Raw genomic sequence first — 21579 nt, 5'->3', positions numbered from 1 at the left:
AGAGTAGGACGCCGCCGAACATCATTTGCACCACCACGAAAGAGGATCCCCTTGCGGGGATCCTCTTTCGTGCGTTCCGGGCCCTTTATAAAGAGGCGGGCACCTGTTGCGCCACTGTGACGAAGCTGGGCGCCCCGGCGGGGGTGGGGCGGCGGGGAGTGCAGCGACGACTGCCCCTACCCTTGCGGGGTGCGTCTAGTGATTGCTCGTTGCGAAGTGAACTACGTGGGTCGGCTGACCGCCCACCTCCCGAGCGCCATCCGGCTGCTGCTGGTGAAGTCGGACGGGTCGGTGAGCATCCATGCCGACGACCGTGCCTACAAGCCGCTGAACTGGATGAGCCCGCCCTGCTGGCTCAGCGAGACCGACGGGCTCTGGACCGTCACCAACAAGGCCGGCGAGACGCTGGCGATCACCATCGAGGAGATCCTGCACGACTCCAGCCACGAGCTGGGGGTGGACCCGGGCCTGGTGAAGGACGGCGTGGAGGCGCACCTGCAGGTGTTGCTCGCCGAGCACGTGCAGACGCTGGGGGAGGAGTACACCCTGGTGCGCCGTGAGTACCCCACCGCGATCGGCCCCGTCGACCTGCTGTGTCGCACTGCCACCGACTCCTCCGTGCCCGCCCGTACGCGAAGCCGAGGAGCCGCTGGCGACGCTCCCGCCCCCCGCTACGCCGCGGTGGAGATCAAGCGCCGCGCCAACATCGATGCCGTGGAGCAGCTCACTCGCTACCTCGAGCTGCTCAACCGGGACACCTCGCTCGCTCCCGTCAGCGGAGTGCTGGCCGCCCAGATGATCGCTCCGCAGGCCCGGACCCTGGCCGAGGACCGCGGCATTCGCTGCGTGGTGCTGGACTACGACGCGCTCCGCGGCCGGAGCACCGAGGGCACGCTCTTCTAGTCAGTAGCTGGTGGAGCCGTCGTTGGTGTTCCACGTGGCCACGGCCCAGATGATCACCACGTCGATGGCGATGAGGACGATCGACCACACCGGGTAGTACGGCAGCCACAGGAAGTTCGCAATGATCGAGATCGCGGCGATGAAGATGGCCACCACCCGCGCCCAGGTCGCTCCGGTGAACAGGCAGAAGCCGGTGATGGCCAGCAGCGCACCGACGATGAGGTGGATCCACCCCCACGCCGTGGTGTCCAGGGTGTAGACGTACTCGGGCCCGACGATGAGGATGTCGTCGTCGGCCAGCGCCGACAGGCCCTGCAGGAACTGCAGGATGCCCACCGCCACCAGCAGCACCGCAGCGGCGATGGTGGCCCCCGCGGCGAAGCCCTGGCTGACGTCGTCGTTGCGGGGGCGCTGGGCGGCGGCACCGGTTCGGGGTGCGGAAGGGTTCTCAGTCACGGGGAGCTCCTCGGGGTTGGTCGCGGCATGCCTCCCCGCCCACAGTTCGCTAGACGAACCTCCCTGGCATCACCCGCCGCGGGTGAGTTCTTCGGATGACGTTGCACAAGTCGGGCACACGGCTCAGATCAGCTGCAGCTCACGGGCCCGGCGCACCGCCTCGTTGCGCCGCCGCACCGCGAGCTTGCGCAGGACGCTGCGCACGTGGGTGCGCACGGTGTGCACGGAGATGTACATCCGCGCCGCGATCTCCTCGGTGGACAACAGGTCCGACAGGTGCCGCAGCAGCTCCAGCTCTCGGTCGCTCAACGCGTCCACGCACGAGGCTCCGGGCGGAACCTCGGACGAGGCCAGCTGGGCAGTGGGGTCGGCCGGGTTCGGCGACCCGTCCCGGTGCAACCACCCGGCGGCGGCGCGCAGCCGCGGATCCGTGCTCAGCACCTGCCGCAGGGCGCCAGGGGCCTCCACGAACGGGCGCCGCGCGAGCTCGGGCTCGGCCAGGGCCAGGGCGCGCTCGGTGTGCTCCACGGCGGAACCGGTGGCGCCCGCACTGAGGTCGGCTGCGGCGGCGTCGATCCAGCCCTGCACCTGCACGTCCAGGTCGGCCGCGTCCTCGGGCAGCTGCCGCGCCGGGGGCGCGGTGCCGGTGCGGGCGGCGACCTCCGCGAGAGCTCGGGACCGCACCGCCTCGGCGCGCCTGCTGCCCCGGGCGGTGGCCGCTGTCGCCACCGCGTCGTGGGGGCGACGGCGGGCCAGCTGCACCAGGGCGAGCTCGACGGTGGCCCGCTCGCGCACCCAGGCGGGCCCGGGCGCAGCCGCGCCCTGCTCGTCGGCCAGTGCGCGCTCAGCCTCGGCCAGCCGGCGGTGCAGCCGGTGCACCCGTGCCCAGGTGGCGGAGACCAGCGGCTGCAGCCACGAGCTGTCGTCCAGCCGGTCCTGTGCCACCCGCACCCAGTGCTGAGCCGCGGGCAGGGCGTGCTGCTCGGCGTGCACCCAGGCCAGCGCCAGTGCCGGCGTCGCGGCCCGGTCGGTCGAGCTCAGCCCGGCGCGCTCCGCGAGGTCCTCGGCAGTGCTGGCCAGGCGCAGTCCGCTGCCCAGCTGCCCGCGCAGCGCCTCGAGCAGGGCCAGGTCGCCGACGCACTCCCGCTGCATCCGTTCGGCCTGGTCGGTGTCGCTGAGGGCCAGGGCCGCGCGCAGCTCGTCGACGGCCGCCTCCACCCGGTCACCACCCAGCCCGGTGCGGGCCCGGGCCCACCCGGCGAGCGTCTGCGCCGTGGGGTCACCACCGTCGTCGGGCACCTCCCCGGTGACCAGGGCGTGCACCGCGGCTGCGGAGGTGGCCAGCGGCGACGAGGCCATCGGGTCCAGCGCCAGGGCACGGAGCCGGCCGACGTCCGCCGTGGACACCGCACCGCGTGCCCGTACCGTCCGGGCCGTGCGCAGCACCGCGGCCGCGTCTCCGTGAGTGTTCTCGGGCAGGGCGGTCAGCAGGGTGTGGGCGGCACCGTCCTCGCGCAGCAGGAGCGCTCCCGCGCCGACGCCCTCCACCAGCAGCTCCGCCACGTGCGCCCAGTCCCCGGCAGCACCGGCGTGCTGGGCGGCGGCGACGGGGGAGCGTGCGGCGGCGAACCACCCGGCGCACCGGCGGTGCAGCTCGGGCACCACCGACGCCGACTCCGCCTCCAGCAGGTGGCGCAGGCACCGGCGAAACAGCGGGTGCACCTGGTAGGCGCCGGTGGAGGTGGGGCAGCGCTCCACGAAGGCGTTGGCCCGGGCCAGCGCGGCCAGGGTGCGGCGGCTGTCGGTGCCCTCGGTGAGCAGGTCCAACAGCTGCGGCCACACCCGCTCGGAGACGCTGGAGCGCAGCAGCGCCCGCTGGACCTCGGGTGGTTGAACCTCCAGCACCTCCGCCCGCAGGTACTCGCTGATGCTGCCGTCGTCGTGCTCCAGCGCCTGCAGGCAGCGCAGCGGGTCGGCGTCCTGGACCAGGGCGGCTGCGGCCAGGCGCACCCCGGCTGCCCATCCCTGCGTCCGCTCCACCACCGTCTGCACGACCTCGCGGGACGCTGGCGCCCCCGCGGCCGTGAGCAGGGCCTGCGCCTCCGCCACGTCGAGGGCCAGCGTGGCGCTGCGAACCTCGGTCATGGCGCCGGCAACCCGGTACCGGTGCAGCGGCAGCCGCGGGTCCCCGCGGGCGCACAGCACCAGCCGCAGGCGTGCGCCGGCGTGGCGCAGCAGGGTGTCCAGCCCGCGGACGAGCGCACGGTGCTGCAGGTGCTCGGCGCCGTCCAGGACGCACACCAACGGGTGCGGGCAGCGCAGCAGGTCCGCAGCCAGCGCCTCGAGAAAGCCCGCGGTGTCCTCCGCGCGCAGTGGCGGGGCCGCGGTGCTGGGCAGCTGCACGCCGGTGCTGGACAGGGCAGCGGCCAGGTAGGCCCAGAACGACGCGGGCTGGTCGTTGGTGTCGTCCACGCTCAGCCAGGCCACCGGCCACGGCAGCGGGTGGGCCCGGGTCCACGAGGCGGCCAGCACGGTCTTGCCCGACCCCGGTGGTGCGCTCACCAGCGTCAGCGGCGTCTGCTGCACGCCTGTGGTGAGCAGGTCCAGCAGCCGTGGCCGCACCAGCGGATCGGCCGGGTAGGGGCTCGGGTGCAGCGTGGTGGCCAGGACCGGGACGGAACCCGGCTGGTCGGCCCCACCCTCGCTCGCGCCTGCCATGTCGCCCAGACACCCGTCCGTTCGTCCGCGCTGGTCAGCGCCCAGCCCGCAGGTGCGCCGCACCTCCCACGCTACGCGGGGGCTGCGGCGCACTACGCTCCCGAGATGCCCACCCCCCGGTGTTCCGGGCGCCGATGCACTCCCGCCGGGAGGACGCCGGCCCCGGTCCCAGCGTCGCTCGCGCCCTGGCCCTGGGGGTGTGCGGGACGGGCGGAGTGCTGAGCCTGGTCCCGGCCGACCTCGCCACCGCCGTGGAGCGCGCGGCAGCCGAGCTCGACGAGCGCACCGCACGGCGGCTGGAGCGGTTCGGCGCCGTCCCCGACGGGTCGTTCGTGTGGACGCGCGACGCCGAGGGCAGCTACTGGCTGGGCCGGCTGGACGGTCCGTACCGCTACGACGGCAGCCCCGAGGCGGCGGCGGTGGACCTGGTGCACGTGCGCGACTGCCAGTGGCGGGAGACGCCGGTGCCCGAGCCCGAGGTGCCCGCAGCCACCCTGCAGACCTTCGCTCGCGGCGGGCGCAACTTCCAGCAGACCCACGACGGGAGGGTGGCCGAGCAGACGGCACGGCTCTGGTCCGACCCACGCTGATCGCGGCGCCGATCTGTGGGAACATGCTGTTGGCTACTCGGCGGTAACAAGCGTTGCCGTCGCCCTCGACGAATCGGGAGACCTGAGACGTGGCGCGCGAGTTCTCGACCATCGGAGTTGTCGGCCTGGGCACCATGGGTGCGGGCATCACCGAAGTACTGGCCCGTAGCGGCTTCAGCGTGGTTGCCGTGGAGCACGACGCGGCCGGTCAGGAGCGGGGTCGTCAGCACCTCGACCACTCCACCGAGCGTGCGGTGACCCGCGGCAAGCTCTCCGCCGAGGACCAGCAGGCCATCCTGGGCCGCATCACCTTCAGCACCGACCTGAGCGACCTCGTCGACGCCGACTTCGTCATCGAGGCCATCCCGGAGAAGCTCGCGCTCAAGGCCGAGCTGCTCAAGAAGCTGGACGAGATCGTGCGTCCCGAGGTCATCCTGGCCTCCAACACCTCCTCGCTGTCGATCACCGAGCTGGGCGTGCAGACCCAGCGCCCCGGCCGCGTGGTCGGCATGCACTTCTTCAACCCCGCGCCGGTGCAGGAGCTCGTCGAGGTGGTGCGCACGGTCGTCACCGAGCCCGACGTGATCGACGACGTCACCGCGCTGGCCGAGAAGATCGGCAAGACCCCCGTGGTCATCGGTGACCGTGCGGGCTTCATCGCCAACGCCCTGCTCTTCGGCTACCTCAACCACGCCGCGCGGATGCTGGAGGCCAAGTACGCCAGCCGCGAGGACATCGACGCCGGCATGCGCTACGGCTGTGGCTACCCGATGGGCCCGCTGGCCCTGCTCGACCTCATCGGCCTGGACACCGCCTACGAGATCCTCGACTCGATGTACCACCAGTCGCGCAACCGGCTGCACGCACCGGCCCCGCTGTTCAAGCAGATGATCACCGCCGGCCTGCTGGGCCGGAAGTCCGGCCGCGGCTTCTACACCTACGCCGCGCCGGACTCCTCCGAGGTCGTCGCGGACGCCTCCACCGCGGCCGCGGCCGTGGACGAGAGCGTGCCCACCCGGACGATCTCCTCGGTCGGCGTGGTGGGCACCGGAACCATGGCCACCGGCATCGTCGAGGTCTTCGCCAAGGCCGGCCACGACGTGCTGCTGCGCGGCCGCACCACGGAGAAGGCGCAGGCCGCCGTGGGCGCCGTGCAGAAGTCGCTGGACCGCGCGGTGAAGAAGGGTCGGCTGTCCGAGGCCGACCGCGACACCATCCTGGCCCGGGTCACCCCCACCGCGGCGCTGGAGGACTTCTCCACCGTGGACCTGGTGGTCGAGGCCGTCGCCGAGGACCTCGAGGTCAAGCGCTCGGTGTTCACCACCCTCGACGAGGTGTGCAAGCCGGGCGCGATCCTGGCCACCACCACCTCCTCGCTGCCGGTGGTGGAGTGCGCGGCCGCCACCAAGCGCCCCGGCGACGTGGTGGGCCTGCACTTCTTCAACCCGGCACCGGTGATGAAGCTGGTGGAGATCGTGCACACCGTCTCCACCGACGCCGACGTGATCGCCACCGCCCAGAAGCTGTGCCTGGACCTGAAGAAGGTGCCGGTGCACTGCGGTGACCGTGCCGGCTTCATCGTCAACGCGCTGCTGTTCCCGTACCTCAACGACGCGGTGAGCATGCTCGAGGCGCACTACGCCAGCGCCGACGACATCGACACGGCCATGCGCCTGGGCTGCCGCCTGCCGATGGGGCCGTTCCAGCTGCTGGACGTGGTGGGCCTGGACGTCTCCCTGGCCATCGAGAAGACGCTGTACAACGAGTTCCGCGACGCCGGCCTGGCCCCGGCGCCCCTGCTGGAGCACCTGGTGACGGCGGGTCGCCTGGGTCGCAAGACCGGCAAGGGCTTCCGGGACTACAGCTAGCCAGCTCTGGTCAGCGAGAACAGTGCCCCGACACAACCACCCCCGGCGCCGCAGCGGTCCCACCTCCGCTGCGGCGGCCAGGGGTGTCGGGGCTGAGGGTGTCGGGGCCAGGGGTTTCGGGGCGGGCACCCGTTCCGAGAGCGGGCCGGACGGCGAGTGGGCCGTCCGGCCCGTCCCTGCGTCGGGGGCCGGAAAGTTCTACCGGTGCCCGGGCTGCGACCACACCATCGCCGCCGGGGTCGCGCACGTGGTGGCGTGGCGGACTGATGACCCCGCAGGTGTGGAGGACCGCAGGCACTGGCACAACGGGTGCTGGGCGGGCCGCGGACGGCGTGGCCTGACCCGCCGCTGGTCGTGAGGGTGAGCTGACCGGCTAGCGGGGCTGACCCGCCGGCTGCTCGGCACCAGAGCGCGGCGACGGCCGGGGCTTGCTCGTCGCAGAGCCGGGCTCGTCCTGCTCGGACTCCCCCTGCTCGGGGTGCTGCCCACCCACGCTGCCCCGTCCGGCCGTGTCGGGTGCGCCGCTGGGCTGAGGTGCGACTGCTGCCTCGACCTCGGCCTCCTCCGCCGTGCGGGCCGCGGCCGCGGCTGAGGCGCTGGTGTAGTCGCCGGCCAGCTGGACCGCCTCGTCGTGCGGCGCCGCCAGCATCGCGGGCAGGTCCGCGAGGACGTCCCGAACCGCGACCAGCTGCTCGCCCACCCGCTCCCGCAGCGCGGCCAGCTCACGCACCTTCTCCTTGGCGGCCTCGGTGCGCTGCTCGGCCTGCTCGGTGGCGCGCTGCAGCCGCCGCTGGGCCTCGGTGGTGGCGTCGCGGACGCGGCGCTCGGCCTCCGCCTTGCTCGTCGCCTCCTGTGCCTGCACGGCGCGGATCGACTCCGAGCGGCGCGAGGACATCGCCAGCTCGAAGTCCTCCTGGACCCGCTGCTGGCGGGCGTCCTCCTCGTGGGCGATGCGGGCGGCCTCCGCCTCGGCACTGCGCACGATCTCGGTTGCCTCGTCGTTGGCCTTGCGCATGGTGGAGGTGTGCTGGTTCTCCATGGCCGCCCTGCGGTGGTCGGCCTCCCGGATCTGCTGGTCCCAATGCGCCTTCAGCTCGGCGATCTGGCGGGCGCTCTCCTCCTGCAGGACGGCGACGTCGTGCTCGGTGGTGGACCTGAGCTCGCGGACGTCACGCTCGGTGACGCGCTTGAGCTCGGCCACCTCCCGCTCGGAGTCGGCCCGCCAGCGAGCCACCTCCTGCGCGGCGTGCGCCCGCAGCTCGCCGACCTCCTGCTCGGTCACCGAGCGCAGCTCGGAGGCCTCCCGCTCGGTACGGGTGCGCAGCTCGGTGGCCTCGCGCTCGGCCCGCGTGCGCAGCTCGGTGGCCTCCGCACGGAGCCAGAGGATCTGCTGCTCGGAGCGCTCCCGAAGGTCGGCCACGTCCTGCTCGGCGCTCGCCCGGATCTCGGCAGCCTCCTGCTCGGCCACTGACCGCATCTCCGCGGAGTCGGCCTCGGCCCGCGCCTTGATCTCGGAAGCCTCGTCGTGGGCCAGGCGCAGCATCCGCAGCATGCGGTCGCTGAGCCCAGCCGTGCTGTCCAGGCCGGACACGATGCTGTCCAGCTGGCTGCTGAGGTTCTCGACCTCGGCGCGGGCCTCCTCCAGCTGGCTGGAGAGGTCCGCGACCTGGGCGGCGACAGCGTCCCGGTCGGCAGCGGTGACCCGGAGCTCGGCATCGAGCCGCTGCAGGTGGTCGTTCACCTGCTCGCGGTCGTAACCACGACGAACCAGGTCGAAGGGGCCGTCTACCGGAAAGAAACCATGCTCCGATGCCATGCCCGATACGCTACCGGCGCCGGTACGCTGTCGTCGCCATCCCACGCGCTAGTGGGCCGCCTAGATGCCGCGGAACCGGTTGATCTCGTCGATGTGACGCTCCCGCATCGCGGTGTCGCGCACACCGAGGCCCTCCTCGGGCGCCAGGCAGAGCACGCCGACCTTGCCCTGGTGCAGGTTGCGGTGCACGTCGTAGGCCGCCTGACCCACCTCGTCCATCGGGTACACCCGCGACAGCGTGGGGTGCACCAGGCCCTTGCTGATCAGCCGGTTGGCCTCGTAGGACTCGCGGTAGTTGGCGAAGTGCGAGCTCACGATGCGCTTGAGGTTCATCCACAGGTAGCGGTTGTCGTACTCGTGCATGTAGCCGCTGGTGGAGGCGCAGGTGACGATGGTGCCACCCTTGCGGGCGACGTAGACGCTGGCGCCGAAGGTCTCGCGGCCCGGGTGCTCGAACACGATGTCCGGGTCCTCACCGCCGGTGAGCTCCCGGATCTTCTTGCCGAAGCGCTGCCACTCCTTGGGGTCCTGGGTGCGCTCGTCCGACCAGAACTTGTAGTCCTCGGCGTTGCGGTCGATGATCAGCTCCGCGCCCATCTTGCGGCAGATCTCAGCCTTCTCCGGGCTGGAGACGACGCAGATCGGGATGGCGCCACCGTTGAGGGCCATCTGCGTGGCGTAGGAGCCCAGGCCACCCGAGGCGCCCCAGATCAGGACGGTGTCGCCCTGCTTCATGTCGGCACCGTTGCGGCTGACCAGCTGACGGTAGGCGGTGGAGTTGACCAGGCCGGGGGAGGCGGCCTCCTCCCAGGTGAGGTGGGCCGGCTTCGGCATCAGCTGGTTGGACTTGACCAGCGACAGGTGCGCGAGCCCACCGAAGTTGGTCTCGAAGCCCCAGATGCGCTGCTGGTTGTCCAGCATCGTGTCGTTGTGGCCGTCCGGGCTCTCCAGCTCGACGGACAGGCAGTGCGCGACCACCTCGTCACCGGGCTTCCAGGCGCTGACGCCCGGGCCGGTGCGCAGCACGACGCCGGCCAGGTCGGAGCCGATGACGTGGTACGGCAGGTCGTGCCGCTTGGTGAGCTCGTTGAGCTTGCCGTAGCGCTTGAGGAAGCTGAACGTGGAGACGGGCTCGAAGATCGACGTCCACACGGTGTTGTAGTTGATGGAGCTGGCCATCACGGCGATGATCGCCTCGCCGGGGCCGAGCTCGGGGGTGGGGACGTCCTCCACGTGCAGGGACTCCCGGGGGTCCTTCTCCCGGGTGGTGCGGCCCTCGAACATGTTGGCCTCGTCCGCGTGCACGGTCACCGCGCGGTAGGTCTTGGGCAGGGGCAGCGAGCCGATCTCGTCCAGCTTGTCGGCCTGGATCGCGGCGAGAATCTCATCCACAGGACACACCTCCGTAGGACGCCAGACGGCGCCGGGGAACAAGTCGGCGGGAATGTTACCGACTGGTAACCCGCCGGGGCGAACAGGTGGTCATCGACACACCGCGAATGGTGCTGCGCCCGAGCCGACCTCGCGTGGTGTCGGCCCGGGCGCCCCGGTTCCGGTGGTCTCGCCGCCGCTAGTGCTCGCTGGCGGCAGCCGGCTCGACCAGCTCGACGAGCACGCCGCCGGCGTCCTTGGGGTGCACGAAGTTGACCCGGGAGTTGGAGGTGCCACGGCGGGGGGTGTCGTAGAGCAGGCGCAGGCCCTTGTCGCGCAGGGCCTGGGCGACGGCCTCCACGTCGGTGACGCGGTAGGCCAGCTGCTGCAGGCCCGGGCCGTTGCGGTCGATGAACTTGGCGATGGTGGACTCCGGGGACAGCGGAGCGAGCAGCTGCACCTGGGCGTTGCCGACGCCGACCATCGCCTCGCGCACGCCCTGCTCCTCGTTGACCTCCTGGTGGGTGACCTCCAGGCCGAGCACGTCGCGGTACCAGGCGATGGCCACGTCCAGGTCGGGGACGGCCACGCCGACGTGGTCGATGGCGGTGACGAGCGCGGAGTCGCCCAGGGCGGGCAGGGCGGGGGGATTGTCCTTGGCAGAAGTAGTCATGGCCACAACCTAGCCACCGCGCCAGTCGGCGGGTAACCGTGGCCGACGGTGTCGCCGGCGGCGGCCCCGAGGGGCGAGTGTGGCGGCCGCAACACTGGGCGCGGCATACTTGTTACCGACGAGTATTCTCACGCTCACCTGACCGCAATGCTGCTGGAGGCTTCCGTGTCTGCTTCATCCACGTCCGGATCTGTGATCGTTGCCGGGGCTCGCACCCCGATGGGCCGCCTCCTCGGCTCGCTGAAGAACTTCTCCGGTGCCGACCTCGGCGGCATCGCGATCAAGGGCGCGCTGGAGAAGGCGGGCGTGGCCCCCGAGCAGGTCGAGTACGTGGTCATGGGCCAGGTCCTCACCGCCGGAGCCGGCCAGATGCCCGCCCGCCAGGCCGCCACGGCCGCCGGCATCCCGATGTCGGTGCCCGCGCTGAACATCAACAAGGTCTGCCTGTCCGGCATCGACGCCATCGCGCTGGCCGACCAGATGATCCGCGCCGGGGAGTTCGACGTCGTCGTCGCCGGCGGCCAGGAGTCCATGACCCAGGCGCCGCACCTGCTGGCCAAGAGCCGCGAGGGCTTCAAGTACGGCGACGTCACCATGGTCGACCACATGGCCTACGACGGCCTGCACGACGCGTTCACCGACCAGGCCATGGGCCTGCTCACCGAGCAGCGCAACGACGAGGACAAGATCACCCGCGAGGAGCAGGACGCCTACGCGGCCCGCTCCCACGAGCGCGCGGCCAAGGCGTGGAAGGACGGCCTGTTCGACGACGAGGTCGTCGGCGTCTCCATCCCGCAGCGCAAGGGCGACCCGGTGGAGTTCAAGTTCGACGAGGGCATCCGCGCCGACACCACTGTGGAGTCGCTGGGCAAGCTGCGTCCGTCCTTCCGCAAGGACGGCACCATCACCGCCGGCTCGTCCTCCCAGATCTCCGACGGTGCCTGTGCCGTCGTGGTGATGAGCAAGGCCAAGGCGGAGGAGCTGGGCCTGGAGTGGCTGGCCGAGATCGGCCCGCACGGCGTGGTCGCCGGACCGGACTCCACCCTGCAGTCGCAGCCCTCCCGCGCCATCGCCAAGGCGTGCGAGCGCGAGGGCATCAGCCCAACCGATCTCGACCTGGTCGAGATCAACGAGGCCTTCGCCGCGGTCGGCATCGTCTCCATGCGCGAGCTCGGCCTGGACGAGGACAAGGTCAACGTCAACGGCGGCGCGCTGGCCTACGGGCACCCGATCGGGATGTCCGGCGCTCGGATCACCCTGACGCTGGCCCACGAGCTGGCCCGCCGCGGTGGCGGCACCGGTGTGGCGGCGCTGTGCGGTGGTGGCGGCCAGGGCGACGCGCTCATCCTCCGCGTTCCGGCCAAGGGCTGACCCGTGACGTCGAGCTCTCGGCGACGAGAGCTCGACGTCGCCGCGCTGGTCGAGCGGGCTCGAGCTGGGCAGCCGCGTGCGGTTGCCCAGCTGATCTCGCTGGTGGAGGACGCGAGCCCGCAGCTGCGCGAGGTGGCTGCGGCGCTCGCCCCCCACGCCGGCACCGCACAGGTGATCGGCCTGACCGGCTCGCCCGGCGTCGGGAAGTCCACGTCCACCGCCGCGCTGGTCTCGGCCTACCGCGAGGCCGGACACCGGGTGGGCGTGCTCGCGATCGACCCGTCCTCCCCGTTCTCCGGCGGTGCCCTGCTGGGCGACCGCATCCGGATGCAGGTGCACGCCACCGACCCCGACGTGTTCATCCGGTCCATGGCCACTCGCGGACACCTCGGTGGCCTCAGCTGGGCAGCGCCGCAGGCCCTGCGCGTGCTGGACGCCGTGGGCTTCGACGTGGTGCTGGTGGAGACGGTGGGCGTGGGCCAGTCCGAGGTGGACGTCGTCTCCCTGGCCGACACCACGCTGGTGCTGGTGGCGCCGGGGATGGGTGACGGCATCCAGGCGGCCAAGGCCGGCATCCTGGAGATCGCCGACGTGTTCGTGGTGAACAAGGCCGACCGGGACGGGGCCGACCGCACCGCGCGCGAGCTCAAGCACATGATCTCCCTGGGTCGCCAGGAGCTCACCGGGCCGTCCTGGCGCCCGCCGGTGGTGCGCACCGTCGCCGACCGGGGCGAGGGGGTCAAGGACGTGGTGGAGGCCATCGCCGAGCACCGCGCGTGGATGGTCGGCAACGGCGAGCTCGAGCGTCGTCGCCAGCACCGGGCGCAGACCGAGGTGGAGGCCATCGCCCTGCAGACGCTGCGCGAGCGGCTGGCCGACGTGGCGGGCAGCTCGGCGCTGTCGGCGCTGGCCGGTCGGGTCCTGGCCGGTGAGCTCGACCCGTACGCGGCGGCCGACGAGGTGGTCCGCACCCTCGACACCACCCCCTGACCAGGCGCTTGCCGGAAACGTCCGGTTGGGGCCGGGGGCGTGGTGAGCGCCGTCACCAGGCACACTGAGCGCATGGCTTCTGCATTCGACCTCCGCACGCCCGCAGCCCGTTTTCGCCTGGTCGCCGTCCTGGAGGCACTCTCCTGGGCCGGTCTGCTGGTGGCGATGTTCTTCAAGTGGGTGCTGGACATGGAGGCCGGCGTCCCCGTGATGGGCCCCATCCACGGCGCCGCGTTCGTCGCCTACGTCATCGTCGCCCTGCTGACGATGCTCGCCCTGCGCTGGGACGTGAAGGTCACCGCGCTGGCCCTGGTGGCCAGCGTCCCGCCCTTCGGATCCATCATCTTCGAGCGCTGGGCGGACAAGCGCGGCCTGCTCGGTGACCGCGCCGCGGGCACGACGCCGGGGGCGCCGACCTCGGAGCGCGTCGCGCGGTGATCGTCGCCTTCAGCGTCAGCCCCAGCGGCGGCTCGCCCGACGGCAGCGTCAGCGAGGCGGTCGCCGCCGCGGTGCGGGTGGTCCGGGACTCCGGGCTGCCCTACGAGCTGTCGTCGATGTTCACCTGCATCGAGGGGGAGTGGGACGAGGTGATGGCCGTGGTCAAGCGCGCCGTGGACGTCGTCACCGAGACCTCCCCGCGCACCAGCGTGGTGATCAAGGCCGACATCCGTCCCGGCTACACCGGCCAGCTCACCGCCAAGGTGGCGCGAGTGCAGGACCGGCTCGCGCAGGACTAGCCGACCCCTGGCGGCCTCGTACCGCCAAACGTGTCAAAATTGGCGACGTGACTCGTCCAGGACCCCGTCCCGCACCAGCCCCGGCCATGTCCGGCGCGGTGGACCTCTCGGCTCTCAAGGCGCGCGCGGAGGCGCCGCCGTCTGCACCCGGCGCCGCGGCGTCGGCTGGCCTCACCGTCACCGAGGCCAGCTTCCAGGCCGACGTGGTGGACCGCTCCATGCAGAGCCTGGTCATCGTGGTGCTGCACGCCAGCTGGGACCCGCCGTCGCAGCAGCTGCTGCCCACCATGGACCGACTGGCCGCAGCCAGCGGCGGTGCGTGGACGCTGGCCAAGGTGGACATCGAGCAGAGCCCCCGCATCGCCGAGCTGTTCGAGGTGAAGGCGCTGCCCACGGTCGTGGCGGTGGCCCTCGGCCAGCCCGTGCAGGCCTTCGCCGGGCCGCAGCCGGAGGAGCAGGTGCAGGCCTGGATCGACAGCCTGCTCGCCGCGCTGAAGGACCGGCTGCCCGGTGCTGGTGTGCCTACCGAGGGCGCGGCGGTGGCCGAGGAGCCCCAGGACCCGCGCTTCCTGGAGGCCGAGCAGGCGCTGGAGACCGGTGACCTCGCCGGCGCCGAGGCGGCCTACCAGCGGGTGCTCGACTCCGAGCCCGGCAACGCCGAGGCCGCTGCCGCGCTGGCGCAGATCCGGTTCATGGCCCGGCTGGAGACCGTGTCCGCCGACGCGGTGGCCGTGGCCGACGCCAACCCCGCTGACGTGCAGGCCCAGCTGGCCGCTGCCGACGCGGAGCTGGCCAACCAGCAGGTGGAGGCGGCGTTCACCCGGTTGGTGGAGACGGTGCGCCGCAGCACTGGCGCTGACAAGGACGTGCCGCGCTCCCGGCTGCTCAGCCTCTTCGAGCTGTTCGAGCCCAGCGAGCCGTTGGTGGTCGCCGCCCGGCGCAAGCTGGCCAGCGCCCTGTACTAGACCGGGCGGCGCAGGCTCAGCCTCCGTAGACGGTGGCGCAGGTCGCGGCACCGTCGAGCACTCCGGTGCGGAAGGCCTCCACGCGGGTGAACCCGCTGGGGGCCTCCTTGCCGTTGACGTCGCTGGCCGCCAGCCCGTCGGTGAGCAGTCCGCTGACCGCCTCGTCCAGGTCGCCGGGGGACAGCCGCAGGGTGCCGGTGGGCTCGGAGGTGGCGGCCGCGTAGCCGCCCGCGTAGCAGGCGCTGCGCAGACCCACCAGCTCACCGTCCAGGCTCGCGCCCAGCCCCTTCTGGACCGCCAGGGTGTAGCGGGAGGCCAGCAGCACGTAGGCGCTGAAGTCGCCGCTGACGCTGTCCGGCAGGGCGTCGTTGTCCGTGTCGTCAGCCTTCTCCGCCCGCGCGGCCAGCCCGGGCACGTCCACGGTGAGGGTGTTGGTGGCCGGGCAGTAGGACACCGGCGGGGTCGACTTGGCGTCGGCGCACGGGCCGGTGTCGGTGTAGCTGACGGTCGGCTCGGCCACGTTGTTGCTGCGGAAGCTCTCCTTCAGGGACTCGATGACTGAGCCAACGTTGCGCTCGGTCACCGCGAGCTCGCCGGTGTCGGAGGAGGAGTCGAACTTGTTGGGCAGGTTGGCGATCCGCTTGCGCACCTCCTCGGTGTCGATCTTCGCGCAGCGGGCGGCGCCGTCGGTGAAGCCGAACTGGAAGGCGCTCACCCGGTCGAACGCGCTGCCGTGCGCGCGCTTGTCCGACGGCGCCATGCCCTCCTTGTCGCGCACGGCGATGGTGGTGGCCAGCACGGCGTTGAGGCCGTTGGCGGTGTTCAGCGTGAAGTGCTTGGCCTTGCCCTCCGCCACGGTGCGCATGAAGGCTCCACCGAAGCAGTCGGCCTGCTGCTCGGTGACCAGGGTGGGCGCCTTGGCGTTGAGCTTGGCGCGGCGCTGGACGGCGTGGCCGTACTCGTGGGCGAGCACCGTGACCACGCCCATGGCGCCGAAGCGGCTCTCGATGGCCGGCAGCAGCTTGCCGCGGTCCCAGCCGATGAGGTGCTCGGTGGAGCAGTAGAAGGCGTTGACCAGCTTGTAGGTGTCGGCGCCGCAGATCTCCTCGTCGCTGTCGACGGAGGAGTCGTAGGAGACCAGCTTCTCCACCTTCTCCAGCGGGCTGCCGAACACCGCCGGGTAGGTCTCCTGCCAGAACGCCTCCGCGTCGGCCACCGCGTTGACGGCGAGGGTGTCCACCGGGTCGTCGCTGATGCCCCGGACGGCCAGGTCTGCCCGACCCACCCCGTTGCGCGGCCCGCTGGGTCCCTCGCTCACCCGCAACCCGCTGACCAGCTGCGGGTCGGAGTAGATGGACGTGGCGGAGCCGTTCACCACGGTGGAGCACCCCGTGGCCAGCGTGAGCACCAGCAGCACGGTGCCCCACAGCGCAGCGCCTCGAGACCGGCTGCTGCGCTGCGGTGCAGCGGGTGTGCGCGAGCTGTTCATTCCTGGTCCCCCCGACGTCACCGACTGTGGCGGGATCCTATCTGTCAGTGGCGCCGGGGTGGACGAACTCGGAGCTACTGCTCGTGCACCAGCCACAGCACGCCGGCCGGGGGCAGCCGGACGTCGGCGGAGGCGGGCCGGCCGTGCCACGGCTCGTCGGTGGCGTGCACCGCACCCAGGTTGCCCACCCCGGAGCCGCCGTAGACCTCGGCGTCGGTGTTGAGCACCTCGCGCCACGTGCCCGCCTGGGGCAGCCCCAGCCGGTAGCCCTCACGGGGCTGGCCGGAGAAGTTCGCCACGCATGCCACCACCGAGCCGTCGTCGCCGTGGCGCAGGAAGCTGAGCACGTTGTTCTCGGCGTCGTTGGCGTCGATCCAGCCGAAGCCCTCCGGTGAGGTGTCCTGCGACCACAGCGCGGGCAGGCTGCGGTAGGTGGCGTTGAGGTCGCCGACCATCCGCTGGATGCCGCGGTGGGTGGCACCGCGCTCGGGGTCCTCCAGCACCCCCCACTGCAGCCCGTTCTTCTCCGACCACTCGCTGGGCTGGCCGAACTCGCTGCCCATGAACAGCAGCTGCTTGCCGGGGTGCGCCCACATGTAGGCCAGCAGACCGCGCACGCCGGCGGCCTTGTTCCAGTCGTCGCCGGGCATCCGCTCCCACAGCGACCCCTTGCCGTGCACCACCTCGTCGTGGCTGATGGGCAGCACGAAGTTCTCGCTCCAGGCGTAGACCAGCGAGAAGGTCATGCCGTGGTGGTGGTAGGTGCGGTAGACCGGGTCGTGGGCCAGGTAGTCGAGCGTGTCGTGCATCCAGCCCATGTTCCACTTCATCCCGAAGCCCAGGCCGCCGAGGTGGGTGGGCCGGGTGACGCCGGGCCAGGAGGTGGACTCCTCGGCGATGGTGACCACGCCGGGGTGGTTCTTGTAGACCGTGGCGTTCATCTCCTGCAGGAACGCCACCGCCTCGAGGTTCTCCCGGCCGCCGTGGATGTTGGGCTCCCACTGGCCCTCCTCGCGGGAGTAGTCCAGGTAGAGCATCGAGGCCACGGCGTCCACCCGCAGGCCGTCGACGTGGAACTCCTCCAGCCAGTACAGGGCGTTGGCCACCAGGAAGTTGCGGACCTCGCTGCGACCGAAGTCGAAGACGTAGGTGCCCCAGTCGCGCTGCTCGCCGCGGCGCGGGTCGGCGTGCTCGTACAGCGCGGTGCCGTCGAAGCGGGCCAGCGCCCAGGCGTCCTTGGGGAAGTGGGCGGGGACCCAGTCCACCAGGACGCCGATGCCCGCGGCGTGCATGGCGTCCACGAAGGCCTTGAACTCGTCGGGGGTGCCGAAGCGCGACGTGGGGGCGTAGTAGGAGGTGACCTGGTAGCCCCAGGACCCGCCGAAGGGGTGCTCGGCCACCGGCAGCAGCTCGATGTGGGTGAAGCCGGTCTCCCGCACGTACGCGGCCAGCTGGTCAGCCAGCTCCAGGTAGCCCAGGCCCGGGCGCCACGAGCCCAGGTGCACCTCGTAGGCGCTCATCGGCTCGGCGTGCGGACGACCCTCGGCGCGCCGGGCGAGCCAGGCGTCGTCGTTCCACTCGTAGCTGCTGGTGTGCACCACCGACGCGGTGGCGGGCGGGACCTCGGTGGCGAACGCCATCGGGTCGGCCTTGTCCATCACGCTGCCGTCGGCGCCGTGCACCCGGAACTTGTAGCGGGTGCCGTCGCTGAGGCCGGGGACGAAGACCTCCCAGACGCCGGTGGACCCCAGCGCGCGCATGGGGGTGGCCCGGCCGTTCCAGCCGTCGAAGTCGCCGACCACCGAGATGCCGCGGGCGTTGGGCGCCCACACCGCGAAGGACACCCCCTCGACGGTGCCGTCCGGGGTGTCGTAGCTGCGCACGTGTGCACCGAGGGCGTCCCACAGCCGCTCGTGGCGGCCCTCGGCGATCAGGTGCTGGTCCACCTCGCCCAGGGTGGGCAGGAACCGGTAGCCGTCGGCGACCACGGTGGTCTCCTCGCCGTAGGTGACCACCAGGCGGTAGTCCGCCAGGTCGGTCACCGGCACCGCGGCGCCGAACAGGCCGCCCTCGATGTGCGCGAGGTCGTGGTCGGTGCCGCCGATGCGGGCCTTCACCGAGGTGGCGTCGGGGCGCAGGGCTCGGATGATCGTGGCCCGACCGGCCGGGTGGGCGCCCAGCAGGGCGTGCGGGTCGTGGTGGGTGCCCTCCAGCAGTCGGGCCAGCTCGACAGCGTCCGGACGCGCGTCGGGGCGGGTGGCCGGGGTGCTCATGTGAGGTCCTTCTCTGTGGTTCGAGCAGGTACGGCGCGCGTGGGGGCGGCACCCGTGGGGGTGGCACCCGGGGGAGCGGCACTGAGGCGACGAATCGCCCGCAGCGGGATGGCCAGCCAGGTGGGCCGGTGCTGCGCCTCGTAGACGGCTTCGTAGATGGCCTTGTCCAGCTCGTAGGCCCGCAGCAGCTCGGGGTGCTCGCGCGGGTCGGCGCCGGTCACCTCGGCGTACCCCTCGCAGAAGGAGGAGATGTTGAGCTGTGCCCACTCCCGGGCGCGGAACTCCAGCTGCGAGGGCGGGCCGGCGTGCTCGCTGCCGGTCAGCTGGTGGAACGCGGCGTAGTCGAAGGAGCGGAGCATCCCCGCGATGTCGCGCAGCACGCTGTCGGGGCGGCGGCGGTCGGCCAGCGACTTGGCCGGCTCACCCTCGAAGTCGATGAGCAGCCAGCGTGCGGGTACCCGCAGCACCTGGCCCAGGTGCAGGTCGCCGTGCACCCGCTGCATCGTCAGCGACGCCGTGAAGGGCTCGGCGGCCTGGAACACCTCGCGCATCGCCTCGACGTGCTCGGCCAGCTCGGGCACCACCTGGACGGCGGCGTCGAGGCGGGCCAGCATGCCGGGCACGGGGCTGGTGGGGCCCTCGGTGCTGGCGCACTCCACGGTGCCCAGCGCGGCGGCCAGCCCGGCGTGCGCCTCGGCCACGGCCGCCCCGATGCGGTGGGCCTCGCCGGAGAAGTCGGTGCCCACCTCCTCGGCGTGCAGGTCGGCCTCGAGGAACAGGTCACGCACGCTGGTCAGGGCCATCTGCCAGCCGTCAGCCACGTTGAGGGCGTAGTCGTGAGCCATGGCCAGGGTGGTCGGCTCACCGTCCACCTCACCCTCCAGCCACGCGCGGACCGGCGCGATGCAGGTGCAGCCGGCCGCAGCCAGCGCGCGGTGCAGCTCCAGGTCGGGGTTGAGCCCGGGGGCGACGCGGCGGAACACCTTGACCAGCAGCAGCTCACCGAGCACGACGGAGGTGTTGGACTGCTCGGCCGACAGCGCGCGACCGGTGAGCCCGGCCGGGATGGTGACCCCGTCCTCCACCGCGAAGCGCAGGTGGTCGACCGGGCGCCCCGCGGCGAGGTGCTCGGCGAGCACCGCGATGGCGTCGGGGTCGCGCAGCCCGTCGTAGGCGACCCAGCCCTGCTCGTCCTGCCCGACCGCCCCGTGCAGGGCGGCCGCGGCAGAGTCGGACAGCGGGGTGGCGCGGTAGATCAGCGGAACCTGGAACAGCTGGGTCGGGGCGTCGGCGAGGTCCACCGACACCAGCAGGTGCTCCACCCGCTGGTCGTCGGCCTGGGCCAGCACCACCCGGCTGCGCACCTGCACCGCCTCGACGGCGTGGCCGATGGCACCGAACCACCGCTGCCGCGGCAGCCAGGTGGCGAGGGACTGCTCGAGCCCCGGCATCAGGCCTGCACCGCGCTGGCGGCCTCGGAGGGGTGCGCCGCGGCCTCCTGCTCGTGCGGCTCCTGCAGGGCCGGGTCAGGCTGCAGGGCGAACCAGAAGAACCCGTGGCCAGGCAACGTGATCATGTACTCCTCCGTGCCGATCGAGGGAAAGGGCACCGAGCCGGTGAGCTCGACCGGGATGCGCCCGGCGAACGGGCTCAGGTCCAGCTTCACGGCCTGGGGGAAGCGCGAGAGGTTGTTCACGCAGAGGATCACGTCGGCGGTCTTGCCCGGTCCCTCCGCCGAGGTGGCCGAGGGGGCCAGCTCGCGCAGGTACGACAGCACGCTCGGGTTCTGGCTGCCCAGCTCGGTGAAGGTGCCCAGCCCGAAGGCGGGGTGCTGCTTGCGCACCTCGATCATCCGCCGGGTCCAGTGCAGCAGCGTGTTGGTGGAGCCCATCTGCTGCTCGACGTTGACAGCCTCGTAGCCGTAGGTGGGGTCGAGGATGACCGGCAGGTACATCCGGGCCGGGTCCGCCCGGGAGAAGCCGGCGTTGCGGTCCGGCGTCCACTGCATGGGAGTGCGCACCGCGTCGCGGTCACCCAGCCAGATGTTGTCGCCCATGCCGATCTCGTCGCCGTAGTAGAGGACGGGCGAGCCGGTGAGGCTCAGCAGCAGGGCCGCGAACAGCTCGAGCTGGTTGCGGTCGTTCTCCAGCAGCGGGGCCAGCCGGCGGCGGATGCCGATGTTGGCCTTCATCCGCGGGTCCTTGGCGTACTCCGCGTACATGTAGTCGCGCTCCTCGTCGGTGACCATCTCCAGGGTCAGCTCGTCGTGGTTGCGCAGGAAGATGCCCCACTGGGCGGAGGACGGGATGGCTGGGGTCTGGGCCAGGATCTCGGAGATGGGGAAGCGGCTCTGCCGACGCACCGCCATGAAGATGCGCGGCATCAGCGGGAAGTGGAACGCCATGTGGCACTCGTCGCCGTTGTCCGGCTCGCCGAAGTACGCCACCACGTCCGACGGCCACTGGTTGGCCTCGGCCAGGAGCACCCGGCCGGGGTACTCCTCGTCCACCACCTTGCGGCAGCGCTTGAGGAACTCGTGGGTCTCCGGCAGGTTCTCGCAGTTGGTGCCCTCGCGGGCGAACAGGTACGGCACCGCGTCCAGGCGGAAGCCGTCGATGCCCAGGTCCAGCCAGAAGCGGAGCACGTCGATCATCGCTTCCTGCACGGCCGGGTTGTCGTAGTTCAGGTCCGGCTGGTGGGAGAAGAAGCGGTGCCAGTAGTACTGCTTGCGCACCGGGTCCCAGGTCCAGTTGGACTGCTCGGTGTCGACGAAGATGATCCGGGCCTCGGGGTAGCCGGTGTCGTCGTCGGCCCACATGTAGAAGTCGCCGTAGGGCCCGTCGGGGTCGCGGCGGGACTCCTGGAACCACATGTGGGTGTCCGAGGTGTGGTTCATGACCAGGTCGGTGATCATCCGGATGCCGCGACGGTGCGCCTGGTCCAGCACGTAGACGAAGTCCTCGACGGTGCCGAACTCCGGCAGCACCGCGCGGAAGTCCCGGATGTCGTAGCCGCCGTCGCGCAGGGGCGAGTCGTAGAACGGGGGCAGCCAGAGGCAGTCCACCCCCAGCCAGGACAGGTAGTCCAGCTTCTCCGCGAGGCCGCGCAGGTCGCCGGTGCCGTCGCCGTTGGAGTCGTTGAAGGCGCGCACGAGGACCTCGTAGAACACCGCCTTCTTGAACCACTCGGGGTCCACGCGCAGCTGGCGGGCGTGCGCGAAGTCCTCCGCGCTGGGCTCCGGGAGGTGGCCTTCGGCGTCGTGTGCCTCGGGGGGCACGGAGTGACCGAGGTTGCTGCTCAACGTGTTGCTCACCTTTGCGTCGTGTCGGGGGTACGGGGGCTGTGCAGGGGGAACACCG

The 21579-nt window shown here is 71.8% G+C and carries 18 protein-coding genes and 1 pseudogene; 10 read left to right on the top strand and 9 right to left on the bottom strand.

Annotated elements, in window-relative coordinates; all coding sequences use genetic code 11:
- Nucleotides 1-189 precede the first annotated feature (189 nt).
- On the top strand, nucleotides 190-903 hold the full coding sequence (gene nucS / locus AC3YNX_RS14940) for an endonuclease NucS (RefSeq protein ID WP_127782626.1): 714 nt from the start codon (nucleotides 190-192) through the stop codon (nucleotides 901-903).
- Here the strand turns inward: nucS and AC3YNX_RS14935 are convergent, their stop codons facing one another.
- Together AC3YNX_RS14935 and AC3YNX_RS14930 are read right to left on the bottom strand one after the other, a co-directional pair.
- On the bottom strand, nucleotides 904-1359 hold the full coding sequence (locus AC3YNX_RS14935) for a DUF7144 family membrane protein (protein ID WP_489983429.1): 456 nt from the start codon (nucleotides 1357-1359) through the stop codon (nucleotides 904-906).
- A gap of 123 nt (nucleotides 1360-1482) precedes the next feature.
- Nucleotides 1483-4077, bottom strand: a complete 2595-nt coding sequence (locus AC3YNX_RS14930; RefSeq protein ID WP_489995925.1) for a helix-turn-helix transcriptional regulator — start codon at nucleotides 4075-4077, stop codon at nucleotides 1483-1485.
- A 134-nt stretch (nucleotides 4078-4211) separates the two neighbouring features.
- Here AC3YNX_RS14930 and AC3YNX_RS14925 point away from each other — a divergent pair, with 134 nt between their 5' ends.
- The 4 genes and pseudogenes from AC3YNX_RS14925 (at nucleotide 4212) to AC3YNX_RS14910 (ending at nucleotide 6893) form a co-directional block, all read left to right on the top strand.
- On the top strand, nucleotides 4212-4667 hold the full coding sequence (locus AC3YNX_RS14925; protein ID WP_489995961.1) for a GAF domain-containing protein: 456 nt from the start codon (nucleotides 4212-4214) through the stop codon (nucleotides 4665-4667).
- Between the two features lie 89 nt (nucleotides 4668-4756).
- Nucleotides 4757-5596, top strand: a pseudogene (locus AC3YNX_RS14920) (3-hydroxyacyl-CoA dehydrogenase family protein); the annotation flags it as partial.
- A 93-nt stretch (nucleotides 5597-5689) separates the two neighbouring features.
- Nucleotides 5690-6535, top strand: coding sequence for a 3-hydroxyacyl-CoA dehydrogenase family protein (locus AC3YNX_RS14915; RefSeq protein ID WP_206518208.1), 846 nt, complete (start codon nucleotides 5690-5692; stop codon nucleotides 6533-6535).
- A gap of 22 nt (nucleotides 6536-6557) precedes the next feature.
- Nucleotides 6558-6893 carry an Rv1322 family protein gene (locus AC3YNX_RS14910; protein ID WP_489995924.1) on the top strand — a complete coding sequence of 112 codons (336 nt, stop codon included), beginning with the start codon at nucleotides 6558-6560 and terminating at the stop codon, nucleotides 6891-6893.
- A 15-nt stretch (nucleotides 6894-6908) separates the two neighbouring features.
- Here the strand turns inward: AC3YNX_RS14910 and AC3YNX_RS14905 are convergent, their stop codons facing one another.
- From AC3YNX_RS14905 to mce, 3 genes are all read right to left on the bottom strand, one after another.
- Nucleotides 6909-8351, bottom strand: coding sequence for a coiled-coil domain-containing protein (locus tag AC3YNX_RS14905; protein WP_489995923.1), 1443 nt, complete (start codon nucleotides 8349-8351; stop codon nucleotides 6909-6911).
- 60 nt (nucleotides 8352-8411) lie between these two features.
- Nucleotides 8412-9743 (bottom strand): crotonyl-CoA carboxylase/reductase, encoded by a 1332-nt coding sequence (ccrA, locus tag AC3YNX_RS14900; RefSeq protein ID WP_127782632.1) that lies wholly within the window; start codon nucleotides 9741-9743, stop codon nucleotides 8412-8414.
- Between the two features lie 178 nt (nucleotides 9744-9921).
- Nucleotides 9922-10395, bottom strand: coding sequence for a methylmalonyl-CoA epimerase (gene mce, locus AC3YNX_RS14895; RefSeq protein ID WP_127782633.1), 474 nt, complete (start codon nucleotides 10393-10395; stop codon nucleotides 9922-9924).
- Between the two features lie 147 nt (nucleotides 10396-10542).
- Here mce and AC3YNX_RS14890 point away from each other — a divergent pair, with 147 nt between their 5' ends.
- From AC3YNX_RS14890 to AC3YNX_RS14870, 5 genes are all read left to right on the top strand, one after another.
- A complete protein-coding gene (locus AC3YNX_RS14890) occupies nucleotides 10543-11766 on the top strand; it encodes an acetyl-CoA C-acetyltransferase (RefSeq protein ID WP_127782634.1) in 1224 nt (407 codons plus the stop codon).
- 3 nt (nucleotides 11767-11769) lie between these two features.
- Nucleotides 11770-12756: a methylmalonyl Co-A mutase-associated GTPase MeaB gene (gene meaB, locus AC3YNX_RS14885; protein WP_489995922.1), complete on the top strand. Its 987-nt coding sequence runs from the start codon at nucleotides 11770-11772 to the stop codon at nucleotides 12754-12756.
- A gap of 72 nt (nucleotides 12757-12828) precedes the next feature.
- A complete protein-coding gene (locus tag AC3YNX_RS14880; protein WP_127782636.1) occupies nucleotides 12829-13194 on the top strand; it encodes a DUF3817 domain-containing protein in 366 nt (121 codons plus the stop codon).
- A complete protein-coding gene (locus AC3YNX_RS14875; RefSeq protein WP_489995921.1) occupies nucleotides 13191-13493 on the top strand; it encodes a thiamine-binding protein in 303 nt (100 codons plus the stop codon). Before AC3YNX_RS14880 ends, AC3YNX_RS14875 begins: the two co-directional genes overlap by 4 nt.
- A gap of 86 nt (nucleotides 13494-13579) precedes the next feature.
- The gene (locus tag AC3YNX_RS14870) at nucleotides 13580-14458 is read left to right on the top strand and encodes a co-chaperone YbbN (RefSeq protein WP_489983490.1); all 879 of its coding nucleotides are present in this window, start codon (nucleotides 13580-13582) and stop codon (nucleotides 14456-14458) included.
- 16 nt (nucleotides 14459-14474) lie between these two features.
- On the opposite strand, the gene AC3YNX_RS14865 is transcribed toward AC3YNX_RS14870, so the two are convergent.
- From AC3YNX_RS14865 to treS, 4 genes are all read right to left on the bottom strand, one after another.
- On the bottom strand, nucleotides 14475-15947 hold the full coding sequence (locus AC3YNX_RS14865; protein WP_489995920.1) for a neutral zinc metallopeptidase: 1473 nt from the start codon (nucleotides 15945-15947) through the stop codon (nucleotides 14475-14477).
- 74 nt (nucleotides 15948-16021) lie between these two features.
- Nucleotides 16022-18220 carry a 1,4-alpha-glucan branching protein GlgB gene (gene glgB, locus AC3YNX_RS14860; protein WP_127782639.1) on the bottom strand — a complete coding sequence of 733 codons (2199 nt, stop codon included), beginning with the start codon at nucleotides 18218-18220 and terminating at the stop codon, nucleotides 16022-16024.
- On the bottom strand, nucleotides 18217-19671 hold the full coding sequence (locus AC3YNX_RS14855; protein WP_489995919.1) for a maltokinase N-terminal cap-like domain-containing protein: 1455 nt from the start codon (nucleotides 19669-19671) through the stop codon (nucleotides 18217-18219). The genes glgB and AC3YNX_RS14855 overlap by 4 nt, the downstream gene beginning before the upstream one ends.
- A complete protein-coding gene (treS, locus tag AC3YNX_RS14850; RefSeq protein ID WP_127782640.1) occupies nucleotides 19671-21521 on the bottom strand; it encodes a maltose alpha-D-glucosyltransferase in 1851 nt (616 codons plus the stop codon). Before treS ends, AC3YNX_RS14855 begins: the two co-directional genes overlap by 1 nt.
- Between the last annotated feature and the right edge of the window lie 58 nt (nucleotides 21522-21579).

The sequence above is a fragment of the Rhodococcus sp. Z13_19A genome (genome assembly GCF_058133575.1).
This window is presented reverse-complemented; position numbering and strand designations above follow the sequence as displayed.